The sequence below is a fragment of the Hydrogenovibrio kuenenii DSM 12350 genome (genome assembly GCF_000526715.1).
Lineage (GTDB): Bacteria > Pseudomonadota > Gammaproteobacteria > Thiomicrospirales > Thiomicrospiraceae > Hydrogenovibrio > Hydrogenovibrio kuenenii.
In genome coordinates this window covers 1,089,198-1,107,167 of the sequence record NZ_JAGP01000001.1, presented here as the reverse complement: position 1 = coordinate 1,107,167, position 17,970 = coordinate 1,089,198, and the positions used below count along the sequence as shown (strand labels likewise).

Genomic DNA, 17,970 nt, shown 5'->3' with positions numbered 1-17,970 from the left:
AAAGATAAGAAGAAAACTTATTCTAAAATTGAAGAAATTTAGACATAAAAAAAACCTCCAAAAAGGAGGTTTTTTCTAGAAGAAGAAAAACTCTTATTAGTTAACTGCTTCTTTAAGGGCTTTACCAGCAGAGAATTTTGGAACTTTTGCTGCTGGGATTTGCATTTCTGCACCAGTTTGAGGGTTGCGACCTGTACGCGCAGAACGTTCACCAACTTTAAATGTACCAAAGCCGATAATTGCAACAGAGTCACCAGAGCTTAGTGCTTTAGTAACAGTTGAAACAGTAGCATCTAATGCGCGAGCAGCATCAGCTTTCGTTAAACCAGCTTCTTCAGCAATTGCAGCAACTAATTCAGTCTTGTTCATGTTTGAGTTTCTCCATAAGTATTTAATGTCTTATAAACCAGTTTCATGGCTTGGGGTAAGTTATATCAACGAACAATATTTACTGTCAAGCCATGTTATAGCATTTTTTCATTAAATTAGTGTCTTTTGTGTTCTTTTTTAAGATTTTTGGCTTTTACAGTCTCATTTGCCACAATTTTTTCTATTACTTCATCATTCACGTTTATGGCTGATTCTGTTTTTTCAGGCATAAATTCCAGTGCAATTTTAAAGACTTCATCTATCCATTGAACAGGATGGATGTCCAAATCCTTTTTCACTTCATCAGGAATCTCAGACAAATCACGTATATTATCGTAAGGAATTAATACTGTTTTGATGCCGCCTCTTGAAGCCGCCAATAATTTTTCTTTTAGCCCACCAATTGGAAGCACTTCTCCACGAAGTGTAATTTCTCCAGTCATAGCAACATCGGCTCTTACAGGAATTTGTGTCAAAACAGATGCTATAGCCGTGCAAATTGCAATACCTGCACTTGGCCCATCTTTTTTGGTTGCGCCTTCTGGAAAGTGAAGGTGAACATCCTGTTTTTCATAGAAATCATCTGACAAACCTAACTCTTTTGTTCGACTTCTAATGACGCTCATGGCTGCCTGAGTTGATTCTTGCATCACACTACCTAACTGTCCGGTAGAGGTGTTTTTCCCTTTACCAGGCATTGCTGTAGCTTCTATTCGCAACAAATCACCGCCTACACGCGTCCATGCAAGTCCTGCAACCTGACCAATCTGATTTCTTTCATCAGCCAAGCCAAAACGGTATCTTGCAACACCTAAATACTCTTCTAGATCATCAACTTGAATATGAATAGACTTGATCGAGTCATCTGTAACCAATCGCTTAACTGCTTTACGACATAGCTTTGATAGTTGCTGGTTCAGTAAACGTACACCTGCTTCGCGAGTATAAACTTGGATTATTTTCAAAATAACGCTTTCATCTACCTCTAACTCGCCTGGCTTCAAACCATGATTTTTGATTTCTTTTGGCAACAGGTGTTTGATAGCAATATTAAGCTTCTCATTTTCTGTATAACCAGATAAATCAATAATTTCCATTCTGTCCAATAACGGCTCTGGAATATCCATTGAGTTTGAGGTAGCGATAAACATCACATCAGATAAATCATAATCAACTTCCAAATAGTGATCGTTGAATGCTTTATTTTGCTCAGGATCCAAAACCTCCAGCAATGCACTGGCAGGGTCACCTCTTTGATCACGAGCCATTTTATCGATTTCATCCAATAAGAATAATGGGTTACGAGTACCCGCAACTTTCATTTTTTGAATAATTCTACCTGGCAAGGCACCTAGGTAAGTTTTTCGATGCCCACGAATTTCCGCTTCATCTCTAACGCCACCCAGCGACATACGCACATATTTACGATTTGTGGCCTCAGCAATAGAACGAGCCAAAGAAGTCTTCCCTACACCTGGCGGACCGACTAAACATAATATTGGGCCTTTAAGCTTGTTAATACGTTTTTGAACCGCTAAGTACTCGACAATACGTTCTTTAACCTTTTCTAGGCCGTAATGTTGTATATCTAAAATATGCTGTGCTTTATTTAAATCCTTAGAAACTCTAGAGCGCTTTTTCCAAGGAATATTTATCAACCATTCAATATAGGTACGGACAATATTGCCCTCTGGAGACTGCGGTGACATTTGCTTCAGTTTCTTTAATTCATCTTCAGCTACTTTCTGTGCATCTGCTGTCATACCAGCCGCTTCAATCTGCTCTTTTAAGCGATTGAATTCACTAACATTGTCTTCAGTACCTTCGCCAAGCTCTTCATGAATGGCTTGCAACTTTGTATTCAAATAGAAATTGCGTTGTGTTTGATCCATTTTCTTCTTAACGCGTTGGTTAATACGCGTTTCAGATTCTAACAAGTCAATTTCAGATTCAATTGTCGCTAGAATTTTTTCCAAACGGTCATTCATTGATAGCATTTCCAGCAAGCTTTGCTTGTCTTCAATACTCAGCTTTAAATTTGCTGAAATGGTATCAACCAACTGATTTGGGTCATCGGTTTTCTGAACACTCTTCTGCACTTCTGAAGGCACTTTCTTTTTCAAATCAGCATAACGTTGAAAGCTTTTTTGAATAGAACGTACTAATGCTTGCTCTTCAATACCAAGAGACTCATTAATTTCAACTTGTTGGATATCACCCGTTAGATATTGGTCTTGATCATTCAGATCAATCAGCTCAAAACGCTTTACCCCTTCAACTAACACTTTTAAAGTGCCATCAGGCAGTTTCAACAACTGGAGAATATTAGCCATCACGCCAATTTGGTAGAGACTATCAATTGTTGGCGCTTCTTGAGTGGCGTTCTTTTGGGTAACCAAAAAAATCTGTTTATCTTCCTGCATCGCAGCATTTAATGCATTCATCGACTTTTCACGGCCGACAAACAGCGGTACGACCATGCCAGGAAAAACCACTACATCTCTTAAGGCAAGTACAAAAACATTGGTTTTAAAATCGATTTGATCTATGTCCATACAGTAACCATTTGACCTGAGAAAAATAAGCCAGTATTTCTACTGGCTTATTTATTCAAAATTTTAACGAAATGAGTGCTGGCTGGGTAATCAGCTTGAAACTTTCTCAGCACTTTCTTTATACATGAGTAAAGGTTTTTTCTGCCCCTTTATCACTGCTTTATTTATCACGACTTTTTCGACGTCATCCATACTCGGCAAGTCATACATCGTATCTAGCAAAGTATGCTCCAAAATTGAACGTAAACCACGTGCACCGGTTTTTCTTTCAATTGCCATTTTGGCAATTTCGCTCAACGCATCCTTTCTAAACTGGAGTTCAGCACCTTCCAGTTCAAACATTTTTTGGAATTGTTTTACCAAAGCATTTTTAGGTTCGGTCAAAATTTGAATCAAAGCATCTTCATCTAGTTCCGCTAAAGCGGCAATAACCGGCAATCGACCGACAAATTCAGGAATCAAACCAAACTTAATTAAGTCTTCTGGTTCTATATCTTTAAACTTCTGAGTTAAAGAGGTTTTCTCATCTTGTGACTTCACTTGTGCTGAGAAACCAATACCTACATTTTTTTCGGTTCTTTGCTCGACGATCTTATCAAGCCCTTCAAATGCACCACCAACGATAAACAGAATCTTAGACGTATCAACCTGAATCATATCTTGATTAGGGTGTTTTCTGCCGCCTTGCGGAGGAATGTTTGCCACAGTTCCTTCAATAAGTTTAAGCAACGCTTGCTGAACGCCTTCACCAGAAACGTCACGCGTAATAGATGGGTTTTCCGATTTACGAGTTATCTTATCGATCTCATCGATATAAATAATCCCTCTTTCGGCTTTCTCTGGATCGTTATCACATTTCTGTAAAAGCTTAAGAACGATACTTTCAACGTCTTCACCAACATAACCAGCTTCTGTCAAAGTAGTCGCATCGGCAATTGCAAAAGGCACATCAAGTAATCTTGCCATTGTTTGAGCCAGTAATGTTTTCCCTGAACCCGTCGGACCAATTAGCAAAATATTACTTTTGTTAAGTTCAACATCATCTTTTGCATGACCACTTTGCAAACGTTTGTAGTGATTGTAAACAGCAACCGACAGTACTTTTTTAGCTGGTTTCTGTCCAATGACATAATCATCCAAAATCGCGCTAATTTCATGTGGTGTCGGTAAGTTTTCTAGCTCAAATGTGCTTAACTCTTCTTCACCAAACTCTTCTTTTAAAATGTCATTACAAAGCTCAACACATTCATCACAAATATAAACAGAGGGGCCGGCAATTAATTTTTTTACTTCATCTTGAGCTTTACCACAAAACGAGCAATACAATGTTTTCTCACTCATAAGTTCACCCGCCTATCATCGATTGCTTAATACTTTATCAACCAAACCATACTCACAAGCTTGCTCTGCACTCATAAAATTGTCTCTATCAGTATCCTGCTCGATACGTTCAATAGGTTGTCCAGTATGATCAGAAAGCGCACGATTCAACTTGTCTCTAATTTGTAAAATTTCTTTGGCATGAATTTCAATGTCAGATGCTTGACCTTGAAAACCACCTAAAGGTTGATGAATCATCACACGTGAGTTAGGTAAAGCAAAACGCTTGCCTTTTGCCCCTGCTGACAACAAAAAAGATCCCATACTTGCAGCTTGACCAATACACATGGTGCTCACGTCAGGCTTAATAAAGCGCATAGTGTCATAAATTGCCATACCGGCTGTCACACTGCCGCCAGGAGAGTTGATGTACAAGTGAATATCTTTATCTGGGTTTTCAGATTCCAAAAACAGTAACTGAGCAACAATAAGATTCGCCATATGGTCTTCAACTTGACCCACCAAGAAAATAACTCTTTCTTTTAATAGGCGCGAATAAATGTCAAACGATCTTTCCCCTCTGCTCGTTTGTTCAATTACCATTGGAACTAGTGCATTTTGAATTTCACTTGAGTACATTCAATACAACCTTCTTTATTTATTATTCGTTTGATTTCTATATTAGCTGTTTATTGGACAAAAAAAAACTTAACCATGCCAATAAATCATCACAATTTACGGCAAGATTAAGTTTTTATGGTTAGAACGTAAAAAATTAGCCAGCTTGACTAACTACATCATCAAATGATTTTTTTACTTCCTTAGATTTTGCTTTTTCAGAAATCAAGTTCGCAACTTGCTTTTCAACTAGCAAAGAATCAATCTCGCGTTGCGCATCAGGATTTTTTGCATACCAGTCGATAACTTGCTGAGGATCTTCATAAGAAGAAGCTTGCTCTTCAATATATGCTTTTCTGTCAGCATCTGTCGCTTCGATTTTGTTTTCCTTGATAATATCACCAAGAACTAAACCAAGCTTAACGCGCGTTTCAGCATCAGGCATGAACGCATCAATAGTCAAGCCAACATCTTCTGGCTTAATGCCTTGCTCTTGGAAACTTTGAGCTTGACGCTGCATCAATGCAGAAGCTTCTTGTTCAACCGCTGCCTTAGGTAAATCAATTTTCACCGCTTCTGATAAAGCATCAAAAATTGCTGTACGGTTTTTACTATCAACTGTTCTTGCTAATTCTGATTCCATGTTAGAACGGATTTCAGCTTTTAGAGCTTCTTCAGTCCCTTCATCAATACCAAATGACTTAATAAACTCTTCATCCAAATCAGGTAGCACTTTAGTTTGAATAGAGTGAACAGTAATATCAAAAGTAACTGTTTGGCCTTTTAATTCTTCTGATTGATAGTCTTCAGGGAAAGTCACTTCAATAACTTTTTCTTCTCCCTTCTTCATACCGATAATGCCATCTTCAAAGCCAGGGATCATTTGACCACTACCTAAGACTAAAGGTACGTTTTCTGCGCTACCACGTTCAAATTCAACACCATCTTTTTTACCAACAAAGTCGATAATAACTTGTTCGTCTTTCTTAGCTTTTTTAGCAGCACTCTTAGAAGGCTTCCAAGCCATTTTTTGCTCGCGAAGCTTGTTGATCATGCCATCGACATCTTTATCAGTCACTTCTGCAACAATCTTCTCAACTTTCAACTTAGAGAAGTCAGGTAGTTCGACTTCTGGAAACACATCAAATCTAGCCGTAAACTCGATAGACCCGTCTTTTTCATCAAGACTATCAAACATAGGATAACCTGCAACATTCAGGCTCTCTTTTTTGATTGCTTCGTAAAAAGACTGTTGAACAGTATCACCAATCAATTCTTGACGAACTTGATCAGCATAGCGTTTTTTAACAACGCTCATCGGTACTTTACCTGGACGGAAACCATCCATTTTGACGTTGCGACGCATTTCATTTAAACGCTTCTCAACTTTTGAATCTAAATCACCCGAAGGCATTACAACGGTAATTTTATGCTCTAAACCAGATTGCGGCTTTTCAACTGTTACTTGCATGATGTCACTATCTCAAAATTAAAATTCGGTTTGTACTTACACAGGCAAAACTAAGTTAAACCTGCAGTATCTCTTTAAAACAATCGGAGGATTATACTGAATTTATTGATAAATATAAAGGCATCTAATTACTGACCTAAACTATAAACATTCATTGGCGCTTCAAGCGCCAAACCTTATAAAAATATACGAAGATTGACATATAAGCATTTTCTTATATAATTAATCGTTATAAATCTATTTAATTTATTAAGGAAGCAACAAAATGAAAATCGAAAAAATCATGATGATGGTTGTAGGGACCATGATTTTAGTCAGTGTAGGTCTTGGTTTCTATGTTTCGGCAACTTGGTTACTACTAACTGCATTTATTGGCGTAAACCTATTAATATCAGCATTTACAGGTTTCTGCCCAATGGTAGCTATTCTTCGTAAACTTGGTTTTCAACACGGCTGTGCATTTAGAGGCTGCGCTCAATAAGGCATGTCGTAATGAGCTTGGATATTTAAATATCCAAGCTCAACTATCTTCTTCTGATAACTGTTCCGTAATTACCGCAATTTCTTCTTCAAGCATCAACCACTCTTCTTCTAAACTTTCTAGCAACCTTTTACCTTCCGCTTCTTTCTTTAGAATTTCCGTCAATTTGTCCGAGTTTTCAGTTTGATACAAAGCGCTATCTTCAAGCTGTAGATGCAACTGCTGTATTTCTGTTTGAGTCTGTTCAAGTAGCTTTTCAACTTGCTTAAGTCGACTGGATTGTGTGCGAGTGGCTTGTTGAATGCGTTTTCTAATCTGTGCCCCTGCCTGACGTTTTTCTTTTTTTGTATTACCTTGATCACCCAGCTTAGATTCTTGTTCATCTGCTTTTTGAGTTTTAATCCACTGCAATCTTTGATTCAGATACTCATCAAGGGAACCAAAATACGCTTCTACTTGGCCGGCATGCACCCACCAATATTGATCAGCAATACTAGAAAGTAAATGACGATCATGCGTTACTAAAATAAGCGCACCACTAAATTCTTGTAACGCCATATCCAAGGCATCACGCGTTTCCATATCCAAATGGTTGGTTGGCTCATCCAGTACAATCAAGTTTGGCTTTTGAAACACCATTAAAGCTAAAGATAATCGGGCTTTTTCGCCACCTGAAAAATGCTTAACTGTCTCAAGAGCTTTTTCATTAGTAAAACCAAAGCGCCCAAGAAAACTTCTCGCTTCTTGATCAGTAATCGGTACACCGTCATTTTCTTGAATAGTCTTATCTAATTGAACAAGGTGGTTTAAAGGTGACCAATCTAACGTTAAGGATTCAAGCTGATGCTGGGCAAAATAACCTATTTTTAGGCCTTTAGCATGTATGACCTTGCCTTTCTGAGGAGATAGGTCATGAATAAGAAGCTTTAGGAGCGTGGACTTCCCAGAACCATTCACACCGACTAAACCTATTCTATCGCCGGCTCTTAGGACTAGACTGGCATTTTCAATAATCGGTTTGTCATAGCCGAAATCAAGAGATTCAACTCTCAGCATCGGATCAGGTAAATGCACTGGTTGAAAAAGCGTGAATTTAAAAGGGTTCATTGCCTGTACAGCGGCAACCTCTTCCATTCTTTCTAACGCCTTCACTCTGCTTTGTGCCTGCTTCGCTTTTGAAGCCTTGGCTTTGAAACGAGAAATGAAGGACTTAAGCTGCTGCATTTTTAGCTTCTGCGTTTCATGCAGCGCTTGTTGTTGCATTAGCTGAGCATTTTTTTGCCGCTCAAACGATTCAAAATTACCCGTAAAAAAGTGTATTTTCTGCTGTTCAATTTGCGCAATGCCAGACACAACTTCGTCAAGAAAAAAACGGTCATGAGAAATAACAATAACGGCGCCCTCATAACTTTTTAGCCATTGCACCAGCCAGGATACTGCTTCAATATCCAGATGGTTTGTCGGCTCATCCAACAACAAAAGATCCGAGCGCTGCATCAAAGCTCTGGCTAACTTCAGTCTAACCTGCCAACCACCCGAAAATTGTGATAAAGATTTTGTAAAAGCATCTTCTTCAAATCCCAAGCCAAATAGCAGCTGCTTGGCTTTCTGAGGAACTAAATAACCAGAGATATGGTCTAACCGATCATAGGCCGCAACCAAACGAGCTTGCTGATTATCTTTTTCAGCTTGCATTATATCTCGTTGTACTTCTGCAAAAAGTTCGTCGCCAGAAACGACAAAGTCGAGTGCGCTCACATCTGTTGTTGCCAACTCTTGTTGAACACAACCTATTAACCAACTTTGCGGCATATTAATACTGCCAGCATCCAACGACACCTCTCCCAAAATGGCCTTTAATAAGGTCGATTTACCTGCGCCGTTCTGCCCGATTAAACCAATCTTTTGCCCTGGGTGGATTGTTAATGACGCACCTTGAAGCAATAACTGCTTACCGGCCATCAAATCAATAGATTGGATACTTAACATAACTGAGAATTATAACGCTGGCGTATCAACAAATATTCCATCTGAAATATGCATTTGACGATCCATGCGTGAAGCTAGCCTTAAATCGTGGGTCACCATCACAATGGAAGTATGCATTTCACGGTTTAACTCCAACATCAAATCAAACACCTGGTTTGCAGAACCCTCATCCAAATTTCCAGTAGGTTCATCAGCCAATACGCAAGCGGGCTTTGTAATCAATGCACGAGCAATAGCAACCCTTTGGCGTTCTCCTCCTGATAACTCAGATGGCTTGTGATGTGAACGGTGTGACAAGCCAACTCTATCCAAAAGCTCCGCAGCATGTTTTTCTGCAACCTTAGGTGCTTCTCGACGAACTCGAAGCGGTAACATCACATTCTCTATTGCCGTTAATTCTGGCAATAAAAAATGAAACTGATAAATAAATCCCATATGAAGATTTCTTAAATTACCGCGTTTAACCGTTGAAAGGCCGGAAAAATCCTGCCCCATTAAACTTACTCGACCTTGTGTCGGCGTATCCAACCCACCCAGCAAATGAAGCAGCGTACTTTTACCAGACCCTGAACTACCGATAATCGCGACGGTTTCATCGGGATACAACTGGAAATCAACACCATTTATAACAGGCGTTTTTAGCTTTCCATCTTTATAGGTTTTATGCAGGTCTTGCGCTTCTAAAATTAACTTACTCATAACGCAAAGCCTCCGCTGGTTGTGTTTTGGACGCTCTTCTTGCAGGGTAAAGTGTTGCCAGTAAGGTCATAACAAACGCAATAATTGACACTGTCCAAACATCTGACCAATGCAGATCGGATGGAATCTCACTAATATAATAAATATCTGCCGGGAAGAACTTAAAGCCAAATAGGTTTTCTATAAACGGCACGATTGTTCCAATGTTTAAAGAAGTGATTACGCCTAAAATAGCTCCGACAACAGAGCCGACCGTACCAATAATTAACCCTTGAATAATAAAAATAGATTGGATACTGCCAGGACTTGCGCCAATAGTCCGTAAAACAGCAATGTCTTTTTCCTTATCCGTTACCACCATTACCATGGTTGAAACAATATTAAACGCAGCCACCATAATGATCAGCGTTAAGAAAATAAAGACCATACGTTTTTCCATTTGAATGGCTTTAAAGAAGTTTGCATGCTCTTGTGTCCAATCACGAACATAAAGCACTCTATCTACATGCTGGCTTATCTCTTTACGTACTATGCTCGTTTTAAACATGTCATCAAGCTTTAATTGCAAGCCTGAAACCTTATTGTGCATTTTGAAAACTCTTTGTGCATCGGTGATATTCACCAATGCTAAGCCATTGTCATATTCATACATACCTGCTTCAAATATGCCCACAACAGTAAAGCGTTTAACACGAGGTATAACCCCCATTGGCGAAACTGTTCCTTCTGGTGCAACCATAGTCACTTTGTCGCCAACCGATACACCTAAGCCATTTGCCAATTCAGAACCCAAAATAATGCCGTAGCCTTTTGACTTCAAATCCGCAATTTTGCCAAATTTCATTTTAGAATCAATGTCGGCCACTTGAGGTTCATACTTTGGCGCGATACCTCTAACAATAGTTGCTTTTACCTTGTCACCATGAGCAAGCATTCCCTGCCCCATGACATTAGGTGCCGCACCTTTAACGTGATCTAAATGAATGACTTTATCATAAAGTCCCTGCCAGTCACCTAAGCGTTCATACTGCTCAGACAGCGTCATGTGCGACGTCATGCCCAAAATACGATCTCGTAGCTCTTGTTGAAAACCATTCATAACCGACAATACGGTAATCAAAGCAAAAACACCTAACGTGAGGCCAATAATAGATGATAAGGAAATGAAAGAAATAAAGCCGTTTCTTCGTTTGGCTTTGGTATAACGAAACCCTAACAGTAGTTCAAAAGGTTGTTTAAACATAATTTTATGGCTCTTCCGGGTTAACTGCGTGTTTCAGCATCAAATGCAGGCAAACTCTGGTTGTACCGAACTGCCCAAACTCGGTATATAAAAATGAATCCTACTGAAATAACGATCAGCAAATCCGTCGATATAGGTAAGTGATGCCCAATGACGTAGAGAATAGCACCTAGAAATGAAGCTGTCGCGTAAATTTCTTTACGGAAGATCAACGGAACCTCTCCCACCAAAACATCACGAATCACACCACCTAGCACACCTGTCATTACCGCCGTCATTACAACGATTGGCACTGAAAACCCTAGTGACAAACTTTTTTGAGCCCCCAAAACGGTAAACACCGCTAAACCAAGTGCATCAAGATAAAGTAAAAACGGAATGGGTAAACGGAAGCGTTTTGAATAGAAATAGACAAACAAGGTTGTTGCAAGCACAAGATAAATATAGATATTATGCTGAACCCAAAATACGGGTTGGCCCAGCAATAAATCTCTAAAAGTCCCACCCCCTACGGCAGTAACCAGTGCGATAAAAAGCGCTCCGAACAAGTCCAGTTGCTTTCCACTTGCAGCTAATAGTCCAGTAACGGCAAAAACGACCGTCCCAAACAGATCAAGATAATAAAGAGATTGCAATATTGTCATGGCGGCTATTATAAGAGAAAACAATACTTAGAAACTTTCTAAATATTGAATTTTGTCTTTATAAAAGCATCTGAAAAGTACAAACAAAAACGCCCTCATTAAGAGGGCGCTTTGCTTACATTATGATAACGACTTATTTATCCGCTTTCAGACGGTTAATACCAAGCATTTTCATAATATATTTTTGGTAAATTGGCTCAGAATTACCAGACTTCATATTACGGATGAAGTATTTCTCAAACGCAATTTTTGCCAAGTGAACCCACTTACCTTTCTTAGCCCAGGTTAGGTTACGAGGTGGAATCTGAGGTAGTGCTACAAACGCTGCTCCAGTGTCACCCATATCTGCCAAACAAACTGTATTCCAAGTTGGTTCAGAAGAAGGTTCCTTACCTGACAATTCATCTTCGATGTTATGACAAATCGCTGTAACCATTGACTCAATCATCAGACCCGTTTTTGGTGTACCGCAAGGTACTGGGCAAGACCCATCAACTGGAGGGATTGCAATCCCTACACCCAATGCATAAATATTATGATAAGTTGGGTTACGGCTTAACTGATCAACCTTAACAAAACCTCTAGGGTTTACCAAAGGACCACCCATATTTTCTGGTTGAACCAAGTCAACTAGGAACTTAGACCCTTTAAATGCAGGAAGCATCATAGAGTAACCAAATGGCAACTCGTGTTGATCGATTACGTCACCACGATTGTTGTGCTCGTCAACATACATTTTTCCGTCTTCGATTTTGGTAACCTTAGCGTTACAAATCCAATTGATATGACGGTTACGCATTTCAGACTCTAGCAAACCTTTAGAATCACCAACACCACCAAGCCCTAAATGACCAATATAAGGTTCAGCTGTAACAAATGTAATCGGCACTTGATTACGGATCTTACGCTTACGCAATTCCGTTTCCATAATCATGGCAAACTCGTACGCAGGACCAAAACAAGAAGCGCCCTGAACAGCACCTACAACGATAGGACCAGGTTTCTTACAGAACTCTTCCCACTCATCAAACGCTTCAACTGAGTGAGGTGTTGTACAAACAGAAACCGTATTACCACCGTGCGACTTAGGACCAAAACCTTCGACTTCATCAAATGCCAAACTTGGACCAGTTGCCAAGACTAGGTAATCGTAATCCATTTCTGAATCATCACTTAGTGTCAACTTTTTCGCATCAGGATCCAGTTTAGTTACCGTCTGATGGTAAAACTCAATACCCTTACGTACTAAATGTGGTTCAAGCTTGAATGAAATATCTTCAGCTTTACGCCAACCTACAGCAACCCATGGGTTTGAAGGTACGAACGAAAATTCATCAACCGCATTCACGACTTTGATTGTATGCTCTTTGCCTAATGTCTTACGAATATCGTAAGCCATTGGTAATCCACCGGTACTTGATCCGACTACAACGATAGTTGCCATATCGATTACATCCTCTTAACTCATGTTTTTTATTATGATTTACTCGCTTCTGGAAAGCATCAACCTCGATCGCATTGCAGAAACTAAGCGTCTTGAACAGCCACTTAAGTATAAATGACTAAATAAGTGTGACTTATCATGGAGCATAAGGTTTCAAAATAGAAATTAAATTTCATTATATTAGGAAATAGTCATATTTAATGGCGGCATATATAATTTTACTTATACCCAATCACTATCTTTTATGACTTATTTTTTTGCCCCAAATCCGCTTTAGATGAGGCTATAGCAGGCATAACAGTTAGTAACAAAAAAGAAACCAACAAAATAGATAAGATGGTCATCAAACTTGCCTGACGCACCCAGTCATTATCGCTAAACAGCAACACCAATAAACCAACGATTAATAACTGACTGGTTAGCCAAATTGAGCGCCCTACGCTTGCGAGCGCAAAACGGATTTTATCTTCACGTTTAGAAAAAAATGATTGCTCTGCTTTAAGGTAGCGTGAGAAAAAATGCACGACATCATCTAATACTATCCCCATTGGCACCACCAACACTAAAGCTGAAAAACCGGAAATAGCATGCAACCAATGCATAGGAGACATAATTACAATGACGGACAAGCAACCAATCAGAGTAGCTACTAACGCTACTCGAAAGTTTTGCCATACCAACAGCAACAAAACAAAACTAGCTAAAACCATGGTTAAAACCGCCTCCATAGCTTCAAACTGCGTAAAGAGTTGCACCAATGCCCAAACAATTAAAACCAATGTAGCTAAAGCCAGCAAGCGTCTTACCAATGGATTGCTATCCAAAAAGCTTGAAATATGCACTAAGCCATGACGGTCTTCATATTGACCCACGCGAAATTCCAGCAGCCAATTCAATAACACCCACGGTAACCAAATCAGCACAACCAAATATGAAAACAACACACCCACGCCAACTATTAAAGCCATATTGCTATACTCAGCATTGAAAAATGCAGCAACGGCAAAACCGATAACCGTTGTGACGGATGATAATAGAATCGGTTGATGCGTCTGCGTTAAGGTTTCGGCAATCGCATCATGTTGAAAACTTCCTCTAGCCATGGCTCTTAACAAAGCGGCCATAAAATGAATGAGATGACTCATCATCATTGTCATCACAACCACCCAAGCTAACACTGACGCATTGTCGGGCTCAACACCAACCCAGCCTAATAGCCCAAGCGTCATCAACACGACATACAAACTAAAACCCAACAGTAAGATACCAGACTTAACGGAATCCAATAACTTCATACCCACAAGAGATATTAAAACTAGACTGACCAGCCCCAATGTCATTTCCGGTAGCTTGACCCACAACAGTCCAACCAGATTAATCATTGAAATACATGTTAAGAAAAACAGTGCTGCTCGCTTGGCGTGCGACAACCTCATAACCCAGCTATAGGCCCATTGCGATCTCATGCATATCCTTTTATCATTTTTTTGTTATAACGCCTTCACTTCATATTGAGTGCAAAGCTGATTTTGCAAGATTCATCATCTTATTTCATTTCTGCATCTGCTAAAATACAGCGTTTTTATGATTTGATAAACAAACCTTAGATTATTGATGTCCAAAAACGCTTCTAAAAAAACACCAAGCCTATCCCTTAATGCGCTAATTAACCTTCCTTTAAAAGGACAGCGCTCTTATTGGCAAGTTTCTAACCTTGCAGAAACTGCTTGGGCGCTTAGTGAGAAAATCAAGACTACCCCCAGCCTGGCAGTTTTTTTAACCGCCAGCACGCGAGAAGCCAATAGCCTTGAAGAAGCGGTAACCTTTTTTGCCGGTGATGATTTTCCAATCCTTAATTTTCCGGACTGGGAAACACTTCCTTACGACCAGTTTTCACCTCATCAAGACATCATATCTCAGCGTTTAAAAACACTGCATCAACTGCCAAGTGTTACACAAGGCTTGCTCATTCTACCTGTTTCTACACTGTTACAAAAAGTGGTTCCACACCAATTTATTGATAAATACACTTTTTTTCTCAAGACGCAAGACACTGTTAATGTAGAAGCCTTTAATCAACAACTTGAAACAGGTGGTTATCAACGTGTTAATCAAGTGGTCGAACCGGGTGAGTTTGCAGTACGTGGTTCACTGATAGATGTTTTCCCTATGGGGAGCAAAACCCCTTTCAGGCTGGATCTGTTTGATGACGAGATTGAATCTATCCGTAGTTTTGATCCTGAAAATCAGCGTACATTAGAAACGATTGAACAAATCGAACTTTTACCCGCGAAGGAATATGATTTAAGCGAATCCGGTATTCATCTATTCCGCCAAAACTTCCGCAACCAATTTGGTGAAGATGCGCGTCACGCGATGCTTTATAAAGCCGTCAGCGAACAACAAACGATGGATGGCCTCGAATACTACCTTCCTTTGTTTCACGAGACTTTAGCAACTCTGTTTGACTATCTACCCGAAGACAGTTTGTTTTTTGATAGTGGTAATATTGGCGAAAGCATTCAAGCCACTTGGAACGACTATCAAGAACGTTATCAAATTGCACAACACAACCCTGATTACCCGGTCTTACCGCCAGCCACTTTAATCAGCAATGAATCAGACACACTTGGCAAACTAAAGCAGTTTCACCGTATTACTTTTGAAACAGCCGTTTCTGACAAAACCAATGCTAGCTTGGCAAACATGCCAATGCCGGATCTAAGCATTCAAAACAATGCAGACTATCCTTTGGCCAAACTGAATGCATTTATTGATCGAATCTTTGATAGCCAAACGACTAAACAAACACGTTTACTTTATTGCGCGGAATCAACAGGTCGTCGAGAAACGCTTCTTACCTTATTAAAAAAAGAAAAGAATCTTAAGCTACCATCGCCAACCATTATTGACTCCTGGCAAGAGTTTGCCAATAGCAACGCGCAATGCTCCATCGTCGTCGGACCTCTGGAAGATAGCTTTTATATCACCGAAAATGATACTTCGGGTATTAATGACATCTGCATTATTTCCGAAGCACAAATTTTTGGTGAAACAGTCGTTCAAAGACGCCGACGAAAACAAAAACACAGTGATTTCGACAGCTCTATCTCTAACCTGATTGAACTGGAAATTGGCAATCCCATTGTCCATATCGACCATGGTGTTGGGCGTTATCAAGGTCTTATCACCATGAACATTCAAGGTGAAGACCATGAGCTGCTCTGTATAGAATACGCAGATGAAGCCAAACTTTACGTGCCAGTCACATCACTTCACCTAATTAGCCGCTACACAGGCGCCAGCGCAGAAAACGCGCCTTTGCATAAAATTGGCTCTGATCGCTGGAAAAAAGCTAAGAAAAAAGCGGCTGAAAAAGTACATGATGTTGCCGCCGAGCTTCTCGATATTTATGCACAACGAGAAGCAAGACCCGGCTTTGCCTTTGAAACAGATGAGCAAGCCTACGCGCGTTTTTGTGCTGGATTCCCATTTGAAGAGACTCCAGACCAAGAAGCGGCAATTGAAGCCGTACTGGCGGATATGCTCTCGCCAAGACCGATGGATCGCTTGGTTTGTGGTGATGTAGGCTTTGGTAAAACCGAAGTCGCTATGCGAGCCGCATTTATCGCTGCCTACTCTGGAAAACAAGTTGCCATTTTGGTTCCTACTACCCTACTTTCACAGCAGCATTTGGAAAACTTTCAAAATCGCTTTGCTGATTGGCCAATTAAAATCGAAGGCCTGTCACGCTTTCAATCAGCAAAAGACACACAGCGCATACTTGAGAATGTAAAAAATGGCGATGTCGACATTATCATTGGCACGCACAAGCTTATACAAAATGACATGAAATTTAATAACTTGGGCTTAATCATTATTGATGAAGAGCATCGATTTGGTGTTCGTCAAAAAGAACAGCTCAAAAAAATGCGCACCGAAGTGGACGTTATGACCATGACGGCCACCCCTATTCCTCGTACTTTAAATATGGCTATGAACGATTTACGTGACTTGTCGATCATTGCCACCGCACCTGAAAAACGCCTAGCAGTACAAACATTTGTACAGGACTGGAACCCTGATGTGGTTAAAGAAGCTTGTTTGCGTGAGATTCGCCGTGGCGGTCAAATTTATCTACTCTTCAACAATGTTGAGAAAATCGATCATATGGTTGAAGAAATGCAAGCGTTACTGCCAGAAGCCAGTGTACGTTCTGCACACGGTCAAATGAATGAGCGCGAGCTTGAGCATGTCATGCAGGATTTCTACCACCGCCGCTTCAATATTTTGGTGTGTACTACGATAATTGAAACAGGTATCGACATTCCAACGGCCAATACGATTTTGATTCATCGTGCTGATAAATTCGGTTTAGCGCAATTGCACCAGCTACGTGGTCGTGTAGGTCGCTCGCACCATAAAGCCTATGCCTACTTGTTTACCGCTGGTAAATCTCTTATGACCAAAGATGCTGAAAAGCGACTTGCAGCCATTGCCAAGCACGATACGCTAGGCGCTGGTTTCATGCTGGCAAGCCACGACCTTGAAATACGTGGTGCCGGTGAGTTGCTTGGTGATGGGCAATCCGGTCAAATCCAGGAAATTGGTTTCGGACTTTATACTGAACTACTTGATCGCGCCGTAAGAGCCCTTAAATCCGGCAAACAACCAGAGTTGGATACCAGCCTACACCATGGCACTGAAGTTGAACTTGGTGTGCCGTCTTTAATACCAGAAGACTACCTGCCAGACATTCATACTCGTTTGGTATTTTATAAACGCATAGCTGGCGCAAAAGATACACAAAGTCTGCGTGAGCTTGAGGTGGAAATGATTGACCGTTTTGGCCTATTGCCAGACCAAGTCAAAAACTTATTTGCCGCCACTTCAGTTAAACTTTTGGTAGAACCGCTCAATTTAGTTAAAGTTGAAGCACATGATTCGGTGATTCGTATTCAGTTTGGTTCTTCACCAAATATTGATCCGCTCAAGCTGATTCAATTAATTCAAAGACAGCCAAAAAATTATCAGCTAAAAGGACAAACGGAATTGAAATATTTCGATACAATGCCTGAAACAGTGCAAAGAATTCAAGCAATAGAGCTGATTATCGCCTCTATTAAGGCGAATTAAT

At 40.2% G+C, this 17,970-nt stretch carries 13 protein-coding genes; 2 read left to right on the top strand and 11 right to left on the bottom strand.

Features of this window, described 5'->3' with window-relative positions; genetic code table 11:
* Positions 1–96: 96 nt before the first annotated feature.
* From N745_RS0105160 to tig, 5 genes are all read right to left on the bottom strand, one after another.
* A complete protein-coding gene (locus N745_RS0105160) occupies positions 97–369 on the bottom strand; it encodes an HU family DNA-binding protein (RefSeq protein ID WP_024851067.1) in 273 nt (90 codons plus the stop codon).
* A gap of 116 nt (positions 370–485) precedes the next feature.
* Positions 486–2,924, bottom strand: a complete 2,439-nt coding sequence (gene lon / locus N745_RS0105155) for an endopeptidase La (protein WP_024851066.1) — start codon at positions 2,922–2,924, stop codon at positions 486–488.
* A 90-nt stretch (positions 2,925–3,014) separates the two neighbouring features.
* Entirely contained in the window at positions 3,015–4,265 is a 1,251-nt protein-coding gene (clpX, locus tag N745_RS0105150) for an ATP-dependent Clp protease ATP-binding subunit ClpX (protein ID WP_024851065.1), read from the bottom strand.
* 15 nt (positions 4,266–4,280) lie between these two features.
* The gene (gene clpP / locus N745_RS0105145) at positions 4,281–4,883 is read right to left on the bottom strand and encodes an ATP-dependent Clp endopeptidase proteolytic subunit ClpP (RefSeq protein ID WP_024851064.1); all 603 of its coding nucleotides are present in this window, start codon (positions 4,881–4,883) and stop codon (positions 4,281–4,283) included.
* A 136-nt stretch (positions 4,884–5,019) separates the two neighbouring features.
* A complete protein-coding gene (gene tig / locus N745_RS0105140) occupies positions 5,020–6,333 on the bottom strand; it encodes a trigger factor (RefSeq protein WP_024851063.1) in 1,314 nt (437 codons plus the stop codon).
* A gap of 265 nt (positions 6,334–6,598) precedes the next feature.
* On the opposite strand from tig, the gene N745_RS0105135 reads away from it, so the two are divergent.
* Positions 6,599–6,814, top strand: coding sequence for a YgaP family membrane protein (locus N745_RS0105135; RefSeq protein WP_024851062.1), 216 nt, complete (start codon positions 6,599–6,601; stop codon positions 6,812–6,814).
* A 39-nt stretch (positions 6,815–6,853) separates the two neighbouring features.
* Here the strand turns inward: N745_RS0105135 and N745_RS0105130 are convergent, their stop codons facing one another.
* From N745_RS0105130 to N745_RS0105105, 6 genes are all read right to left on the bottom strand, one after another.
* Complete coding sequence (locus N745_RS0105130) at positions 6,854–8,803, bottom strand: ABC-F family ATP-binding cassette domain-containing protein (protein WP_024851061.1); 1,950 nt, start codon at positions 8,801–8,803, stop codon at positions 6,854–6,856.
* Positions 8,804–8,812: 9 nt separating this feature from the next.
* Positions 8,813–9,502 carry a lipoprotein-releasing ABC transporter ATP-binding protein LolD gene (lolD, locus tag N745_RS0105125; protein ID WP_024851060.1) on the bottom strand — a complete coding sequence of 230 codons (690 nt, stop codon included), beginning with the start codon at positions 9,500–9,502 and terminating at the stop codon, positions 8,813–8,815.
* Positions 9,495–10,745, bottom strand: coding sequence for a lipoprotein-releasing ABC transporter permease subunit (locus tag N745_RS0105120; RefSeq protein WP_024851059.1), 1,251 nt, complete (start codon positions 10,743–10,745; stop codon positions 9,495–9,497). Before N745_RS0105120 ends, lolD begins: the two co-directional genes overlap by 8 nt.
* 20 nt (positions 10,746–10,765) lie before the next feature.
* On the bottom strand, positions 10,766–11,389 hold the full coding sequence (locus N745_RS0105115; protein ID WP_024851058.1) for a trimeric intracellular cation channel family protein: 624 nt from the start codon (positions 11,387–11,389) through the stop codon (positions 10,766–10,768).
* A gap of 133 nt (positions 11,390–11,522) precedes the next feature.
* On the bottom strand, positions 11,523–12,833 hold the full coding sequence (locus N745_RS0105110) for an NAD(P)/FAD-dependent oxidoreductase (protein WP_024851057.1): 1,311 nt from the start codon (positions 12,831–12,833) through the stop codon (positions 11,523–11,525).
* A gap of 242 nt (positions 12,834–13,075) precedes the next feature.
* A complete protein-coding gene (locus N745_RS0105105; RefSeq protein ID WP_024851056.1) occupies positions 13,076–14,299 on the bottom strand; it encodes an RND transporter family protein in 1,224 nt (407 codons plus the stop codon).
* A gap of 148 nt (positions 14,300–14,447) precedes the next feature.
* Here N745_RS0105105 and mfd point away from each other — a divergent pair, with 148 nt between their 5' ends.
* Entirely contained in the window at positions 14,448–17,969 is a 3,522-nt protein-coding gene (gene mfd / locus N745_RS0105100) for a transcription-repair coupling factor (protein ID WP_024851055.1), read from the top strand.
* The last annotated feature ends 1 nt before the right edge of the window (position 17,970 follow it).